The sequence below is a fragment of the Amycolatopsis sp. NPDC005961 genome, from assembly GCF_040629235.1.
Classification (GTDB): domain Bacteria; phylum Actinomycetota; class Actinomycetes; order Mycobacteriales; family Pseudonocardiaceae; genus Amycolatopsis; species Amycolatopsis camponoti.
The window spans coordinates 1-6,869 of the sequence record NZ_JBEXVF010000143.1 but is presented as its reverse complement, the minus strand read 5'-3'; the positions used below and the strand labels follow the sequence as shown (position 1 = coordinate 6,869).

Annotated in this window: 5 protein-coding genes and 1 pseudogene; all 6 read right to left on the bottom strand. The window is 71.6% G+C overall.

Annotated elements, in window-relative coordinates:
• Window positions 1–52 precede the first annotated feature (52 nt).
• The gene (gene raiA / locus ABZ342_RS48640) at window positions 53–739 is read right to left on the bottom strand and encodes a ribosome-associated translation inhibitor RaiA (protein ID WP_155541105.1); all 687 of its coding nucleotides are present in this window, start codon (window positions 737–739) and stop codon (window positions 53–55) included.
• Between the two features lie 819 nt (window positions 740–1,558).
• Window positions 1,559–2,299 (bottom strand): ComF family protein, encoded by a 741-nt coding sequence (locus ABZ342_RS48635; RefSeq protein WP_360488831.1) that lies wholly within the window; start codon window positions 2,297–2,299, stop codon window positions 1,559–1,561.
• A gap of 217 nt (window positions 2,300–2,516) precedes the next feature.
• Window positions 2,517–4,226, bottom strand: coding sequence for an LpqB family beta-propeller domain-containing protein (locus ABZ342_RS48630; protein WP_360488828.1), 1,710 nt, complete (start codon window positions 4,224–4,226; stop codon window positions 2,517–2,519).
• 38 nt (window positions 4,227–4,264) lie between these two features.
• On the bottom strand, window positions 4,265–5,989 hold the full coding sequence (gene mtrB, locus ABZ342_RS48625) for an MtrAB system histidine kinase MtrB (protein ID WP_155541102.1): 1,725 nt from the start codon (window positions 5,987–5,989) through the stop codon (window positions 4,265–4,267).
• Between the two features lie 7 nt (window positions 5,990–5,996).
• A complete protein-coding gene (mtrA, locus tag ABZ342_RS48620; protein WP_005150760.1) occupies window positions 5,997–6,674 on the bottom strand; it encodes an MtrAB system response regulator MtrA in 678 nt (225 codons plus the stop codon).
• Between the two features lie 15 nt (window positions 6,675–6,689).
• A pseudogene (locus tag ABZ342_RS48615) lies at window positions 6,690–6,869 on the bottom strand (hypothetical protein); the annotation flags it as partial.

The following is a 6,869-nucleotide window of genomic DNA, read 5'->3' as shown; positions in this document are numbered from 1 at the left end:
GCCCGCACGCGAGCCGCGTGCGGGCCATCCGGCAGGCCTCCTTAAGACCGGCTCAGCCGAGCCGGATCACGCCGTAGTCGAAGCCTTTCCGCCGGTAGACCACGCTGGGCCGGCCCGCCTCCGAGTCGTTGAAGAGGTAGAAGTCGTGGCCGACCAGCTCCATCTCGTAGAGAGCCTGGTCCACCGTCATGGGCTCCGCGGTGTGCTGCTTCTCGCGAACGACGCGACCGGGCTGGTGACCCAGGTCGTCGTCGGCCCAGCTCTGCTGCTGGGGCAGGTGGATCTCTCCGGCGACCGCGAAACCGTTCGTCTGCGGCTCGGCTTCGGGTGCTTCCAACACCGCGGTAGTCGCGGCGGGACTGGCTGCGGCCGGGGATCCACCACCCGGCAGGGCCGAGGTCGCTTCGGCGACCGATTCCGGGCGGCTGCGCCCGTAGTGAACGCGCCTCCGGTCGTGTGTCCTCCGCAGCCGGTTTTCCAGCTTGGTGACTGCGGAATCGAGCGCTGCGTAGAAGTCGGCGGCACACGCTTCAGCGCGTACGGCCGGTCCTCGCCCCTTTCCGGTGATTTCGACGCGCTGGCAGCTCTTGGCCTGGCGCCGATTGGGTTCGTGGAACAGCTCCACGTCGTACCGGATGACTTTCCTGTCGTAGCGCTCGAGGCGGGCCAGCTTTTCGCTGACGAGTGCCCGATAGTGCTCGGGCACCTCTACGTTGCGGCCCTTAACGACGATGTCCATACACGACCTCCCTCGCTGAGATGACTGCGAGCTGTTGAGTTCACACACGGCGCCGGTGTAGCGGGGACGGAAGCCCGGATCGCGGGCTGAGAAGGAACTCGGGAACGGTTCACGACGTCTCGTGCCGGGAACCCGAGCGCGGACTCAGCGCACCTCCGGCGCCAGGGACATGGGCTCGTCACCTCCCTGCCTGCGGGGATTGCTGATAGCGGAGCACGTTAGCTTCCTCACGCCCGTTGCAACAGCCCCCGAGCCGGGGGATGTCGAGGAATGAGACTCCGTCACCCCGCGCAGTGAGCGGAGGGTGAACAGCCGAAAACACCCGCTGGTCGGACGCGGTGCGTTCGCCGTGGGTTCACACGGACGGCGCACCGCTGCCGGCTGGTGGACGCCGAGGGTGACGGCCAGGTCCGCCGCAGCCGCCACCCCGGTGGAGTGGTGCGGCGGCCGAGTGTTGATGATCGACACCCTCATGCCCGGACAACGGCCGCGGGGCAGCTTGCGTTCCCGTCGGATGTCACTCGTGTAGGTGACATGGGGGTCACCCGCGTGCGGGGTGAGGCGCGGTGTGCGCTGCCGTTCGGGGGCGTTTGCGGTGGTGGACGCGGTCGGAGCGGTCGCTTTACGTGCGGGTTGTCCGGCGAGGGTGTGTGCGGTGTCCGTGAGGCGGTGCGGTTGTGGACCCCGGTTTTCCTGGCCGGAGGACGCTTCGTCGGCTTCGGCCGGCCGGAGCCGTCGCGGTCGGCCCCCGGCCGTCGCGGTCGGCCCCGGCTGACACGGCCGACGGCTCCGGTGCGCGCCCGCGCCGGATCACGCGGCTCACCCGGCTGCGAGCAGCGTCAGAACCGCGGCCACCTCGATCCCCTCCCCTTCCAACGCTCGCACGCAGGCGGCCGCCGTGGCTCCGGTGGTGATGACGTCGTCCAGCACCACTACCGGGAATCCCGGCGGCGGGCGCCCCGCTTCGCGGAACCGCAACCGGCCGGCGAGGTTGGCCACCCGTTCCGCGCGATCCAGGCCGACCGCGTCGCGCGCGCCGCCGGCCAGTTCCAGCGCCGGGGCGACCGCGACGTCGAAACCCCAGCCCGCCAGGACGCTCGCCGCCGCGTCGGCCAGGCGCTCGACGTGGGGACCGCCGCGAACCCGGGACGCCGATCGGCGGCTCGGCGCCGGAACCAGGCAGATCGCCCGGGCCGCGGAAGCGGTTCCGGCTTCTCGTGCGAAGCGCGACCCGTTCGCCGCGGTGGCGGGCGGGCCCTTCGGCCGCCGTCCAGGTGGCGACGAGGGGCCTCCGAGGGCCGGGGCGGGGAAGCTCGGGCCCGGGGCACCGGAGCCGCCGAGACGCGAATCGGGAAAGCCGAGCCTCGGATCCCAGCAACCCGAGCCCGTGGGCCCGGCACCCCCCAGGGCCGGTCCAGGGAACTCCGATCGAGCCGGACCGGCACCCACGCCCGCCACCGAAGCCCTCCGGAGCGGCAGCACCACCAGCGCCTCCGCCAAGGCCCGCCCCAGCGACGCCGCCAGATCCCGGCGCCCGCGCTCCTTATAGGCGATCAGCAATCGCCGCGCCACACCTCGGTACCTGGCCAGCGCGAACACCCTCGCCACGCCTGTCACCGGGGCGCGGACGACCTCGGACACCGAACCCCACACCCCCGCGCATCGGGCGCAGCACGGCGCCCCGCGGGCCCCGCAGCCGGCGCACCGGGCGGGGATCAGCAAGTCGAGTAGCAGCACACGGACAGTGTCCCCGTCACCACCGACAGTTTTCGCCGGCTCAGCCCGGGTAGAACGGATCCGCGTCCTTCATCGAGTGGTCGTGCGGCCGCCACACCTCGCCCAGCACCGACGCCGTCCACAGGCCGCTCGCGTCCGCCACCACGATCGGACGGCCGGGGGCCGCCGTCACGCCGTGGACCTGGGGGGTCAGGTTGGAGCTGTTGAACGCGTCCATCCGCTGGCCGTCCACCGTCACGCGGATCACCGGCTGCGACGTCGACTTCGTCACCGCCACCAGCGTGTCCTGGGTCAGCCAGTCCACGTCGACCACGTTCTGGAGGTCGTGCGGCTGCAGCAACCTCGGCTCGCGCAGCGCCACCGAATCGCCCGCACCGACCACCGAAGCCACCCACAGCAGCCCGTTCACCACCGCTGCCACGCGGGCGCCGTCGCGGGAGAACCGCAGCTCCGTGACGTCGCCCTGCTGGGTCAGGTCCGTCGCGTTGACCTGCAGCGGGGTCCACTGATTGGTCGGGCTCATGACCATCCGGGCGACCGACACCTGGTCGACCACCGTCCACACCTCGCCGGTGCCCGGCCGCCACGTCGGGCGGCTCAGCGTGGTCCCGCCCAGGCCGGCCGGCGGGAGGTCGTGGCCTAGGTCGCCGATCCGCAGCCGCACCTTGGGGCCGTCGCGGTCCACCACCGCCAGGCGCTTGCCGTCGATCGACTGGGCCGCGTTCACGACGTCGTAGCCGCCGTTGCCCGCCGGGCCCCCGACCGGGGCGCCGTCGCCCAGCGACCGCACCCGGCCGTCGACCGTCATCAGGCCCTTCAGCTCCAGGCTCGGCGACAGCGAAGCGCCGTACGCGGGCAGTTCGTTCGACCGCCAGTCCGGGTGGTTCGCGACCAGCGGGGCGCCGTCGGCGAGGATCCGGATCCGCGCCGACGTCACGTACTGCAGCGTGAGGACGATCTGCGCCGCGATCAGGTGCCGGATGTCGTCGGCGACGCCGGACAGCCCGGTCAGCGGGACCAGCAGCGTCCCGTCGTCGAGGCTCTTGACGTTCGTGTCGATCTCGACCGGTTCGCCGAGCAGGTTCTTCACCGACCCGGCCAGGCTCGTCGACGGCCCGTGGACCAGCAGGTACATCACCCGGCTCGGCAACCCCGACTGCGGCTTCGCGACGACGTAGCGCCGGTCGGGGACGAAGGTGGCCGACTGCTCCGAGTAGAAGTTCACCGGCACCGCGGTGTAGTTCTCGCTGAAGTCGGACTCGGTCGCGTACAGGTCGGGCGGCGGGTCGACGATCCGCCACTGGCCGTTCGCCTGCTTGCGGACCTTCACCTTGAGCGCCGCCGGGCTGTAGTCCGGCACGAACGCGCTGTTCTGGTCGAGCGTGCCGACGTCGATCCCGCGCACGTTGACGACGAGGGTGTTCGGGTCGGGCTGCGGGGACGGGTCGTAGACCGTGCCGAAGGTGTCCTGGATGATCGTCAGGCTGCGGCTCGGCCGCCAGTTCGCCCGGCCCTGCTCGTCCAGGTAGGCGCGGGCGGCCGCGTTGTTCTGGCCCGGCTTGAGGGTCGCGCCGACGAAGTCGCGCACGAGGGTCAGCGGGTCGCTGTCCGGCTTCGGCTCCGGGACGACGTCGCCCGAGCCCTGGCCCTGGCGCTCACCGGAGACGACCACGGGCTGGGACTCCAGCGGCACGTTGGCGCAGCCGGCGACCAGCACCACGCACAGCACCGCGAACACCAAGCGGGGCAACCGAAGCCGCGCCCGGGGCTTCCGAACAGCCTGTCGTTTCACTGACCGATTTCCTCACGTTCGGCGAAGATCGCCTCGGGCGCCGGCGTGATGTCGATCAGCCCGATGGGCACCTCGGCGGCGACGCGGTCGGGCGGCGGCAGCGCCAGCGGCGGGTCGCCGGCGGGCACCTCCTGGCGGCGCGGCAGCACGAGCCGGAAGCACGCGCCATCGCCGAGTTCGCCCCACGCGTCGAGCTCGCCGCCGTGCAGGCGCGCGTCCTCCAGGCTGATCGCCAGGCCGAGCCCGGTGCCGCCGGTGCGCCGGTTGCGCGACGGGTCGGCGCGCCAGAACCGGTTGAACACCAGGTCGGCCTCGCCGGGCCGCAGGCCGACGCCGTGGTCCCGGACGGTCACCGCGACCGCGGTCTCGTTGGCCCCGACGGTGAGCACCACCGGCCGGCCTTCGCTGTGGTCTACGGCGTTGCCCAGCAGGTTGCGCAGGATCCGCTCGACGCGGCGGGCGTCGACCTCCGCGATGACTTCCTCGTCGGGCAGCACGAGCTCCACCGAGCTGCCCGCGTTGCCGGCGATCACCCGTACCTGCTCGACCGCGCGGGTGGCGATCGGGCGGACGTCGATGAACTCCGCGGACAGGTCCTCGACGCCGGCGTCGAGCCTGCTGATCTCCAGCAGGTCGCCGAGCAGCGACTCGAACCGGTCGAGCTCGTCGACCAGCAGCTCGGTCGAGCGCGCGAGCCCGGCCGGGAACTGCTCGCGGGACGCGTGCAGCACGTCCGCGGCCATCCGGACGGTGGTCAGCGGCGTGCGCAGCTCGTGCGAGACGTCGGAGGTGAACCGGCGCTGCAGCCCGCCGAAGTCCTCGAGCTGGCGGATCTGGCGCTGGATGCTCGCGGCCATCCCGTTGTAGGACACCGCGAGCTTCGCCAGGTCGTCCTCGCCGAGCACGGTGAGGCGCTGGTCGAGGTCGCCCCCGGCGAACTGCTCGGCCGCCGCGGCGGCCTGCCGGACCGGGCGGACCACCTGCCGGGTCACCAGGTTCGTGATGCCGGCGAGCAGGAGCAGCAGCACGAGCCCGCCGACGAGCAGCGTGTTCTGCACGGTGGCGACGGTGTTCTGCTCGGTCGTCAGCGGGAACAGCAGGTAGAGCTGCAGCGGGCTGGCGACGGTGTTGAGTGGCGTGCCGACGATCAGGTACGTCGTGCGCCCGCCGTCGGTGTCGCTGACCGTGTGCTCGAGCCAGCTCATCTCGTTGGCTTCGACGAACTGGCGCAACCGCGGCGGGACGTTCGAGAACGGCCCGGCGGACGAGGGCTCGTCGCCGGACTGGTCGTGGCCGCCGCTGGCGAGCACCGGGACGAAGGTGCCCGCCGCCGAGCCGGCCGCGTCCTGGCTGGTCGGCGTGATCGCGATCTTCTTCAGCGCGTTCTGGAGGCGGTTGCTCATCGCCTCGTCCGTCTCGCCGCCGAGACCGACCAGCTCACCGGCGGCGGTGTCGGCGGCGGCGCGGGTCTGCGCGATGGCGGCTTCGCGCTTGGTGTCCAGCAGGCGCTCGGTGATCTGGTTCTGCAGGACCATGCCGAGCACGAAGACCACGGCCGAGGACAGCGCGAGCGTCGACACCGTGACGCGGAACTGCAGCGAGTGCTTCCACAGCTCGTTGAACGCGACCGCCCGACGGCGCGCGAAAACGACGACACGCCGCACCAGGCGTGCCGTCGAACGCGCGAACGCGGGGAGCCGTCTCGGGGTCTCCGTGCTCATCGACTCATCACGGCGGGCCGGCCTTGTACCCGACACCGCGAACGGTCAACACCACCTCGGGGTGTTCAGGGTCCTTCTCCACCTTGGAGCGCAGCCGCTGGACGTGGACGTTCACCAGGCGGGTGTCCGCCGCGTGCCGGTAGCCCCACACCTGCTCGAGCAGCACCTCGCGGGTGAACACCTGGCGCGGCTTGCGGGCCAGCGCCACCAGCAGGTCGAACTCCAGCGGGGTCAGCGGGATGGCCTTGCCCTCACGCGTGACCTCGTGGCCGGGCACGTCGATGGCCAGGTCCCCGATCGTGAGCGACTCCGCCGGCTCGGCTTCGGTGCGGCGCATCCGGGCCCGGACCCGTGCGACCAGTTCCTTCGGCTTGAACGGCTTCACGACGTAGTCGTCCGCGCCGGACTCGAGGCCGAGGACGATGTCGACGGTGTCGCTCTTGGCGGTGAGCATGACGATCGGCACCCCGGACTCGGCGCGGATCGCCTTGCAGACGTCGATCCCGTTCATCCCGGGCAGCATCAGGTCGAGCAGGACGAGGTCGGGCTTCAGTTCGCGCAGCGCGGGCAGCGCGCGCGAACCGTCGGCGACCACAGCCGTGTCGAACCCCTCCCCACGGAGCACGATGGTGAGCATCTCCGCGAGGGCGGGGTCGTCGTCGACCACGAGAACACGTGCCTTCATGTCCACATATTCGCACTAGTTCCGGCGGCCGGACGCGCGACCCGCGTGTTTGACCACCAGAAAGATCAAGATCCGCAGCATCGCCTGCTCCATCCGGGTGCCTTCCCCGACCGTAGCCCTTCCGGACCGGAAAGTGCGCCGGTAACTGTCCGGGCCGACGCCCACCTCGGCGCGCATCCGTCGTCGCAGGTTGGC

Coding starts and splice junctions, on each gene's coding strand:
- raiA (WP_155541105.1), bottom strand. CDS start 739: ATGGACATCGTCGTTAAGGGCCGCAACGTAGAGGTGCCCGAGCACTAT.
- mtrB (WP_155541102.1), bottom strand. CDS start 5,989: ATGAGCACGGAGACCCCGAGACGGCTCCCCGCGTTCGCGCGTTCGACG.
- mtrA (WP_005150760.1), bottom strand. CDS start 6,674: ATGAAGGCACGTGTTCTCGTGGTCGACGACGACCCCGCCCTCGCGGAG.